The organism is Nocardioides malaquae, assembly GCF_015070385.1.
GTDB classification, from domain to species: domain Bacteria; phylum Actinomycetota; class Actinomycetes; order Propionibacteriales; family Nocardioidaceae; genus Nocardioides; species Nocardioides malaquae.
Window position 1 is genome coordinate 1 of sequence record NZ_JADCSA010000637.1, and the last position, 259, is coordinate 259.

Annotated in this window: 1 tRNA gene; it reads left to right on the forward strand. The window is 46.3% G+C overall.

Annotation, left to right across the window (positions count from 1 at the left end):
- The first annotated feature begins 152 nt into the window (after window positions 1-152).
- Window positions 153-229, forward strand: a tRNA-Gly gene (locus tag IEQ44_RS16115).
- The last annotated feature ends 30 nt before the right edge of the window (window positions 230-259 follow it).

Sequence of the window (259 nt, forward strand, 5' to 3'; positions counted from 1 at the left end):
TGCGACTTGTCGTTTATGGTCTAAGTTCTGGACCAATCCAACCTGAGAGGTTCCCTTTGCTTTTCACTCTATAGTGTCTGGTGGGGATACATGACTAGGCAGCATTAAAAGTCTTAAATTCCGTGTATCTAAGGCAAACATAACTTAGATTTCGCATCATGGTCTAGTGGTTATGACATCTGCTTGCCAAGCAGAAGAGCTCGGGTTCAATTCTCGAGTGGCGCGGCCACTCAATGCGCCTCAGTGACCTTTTCCCTAC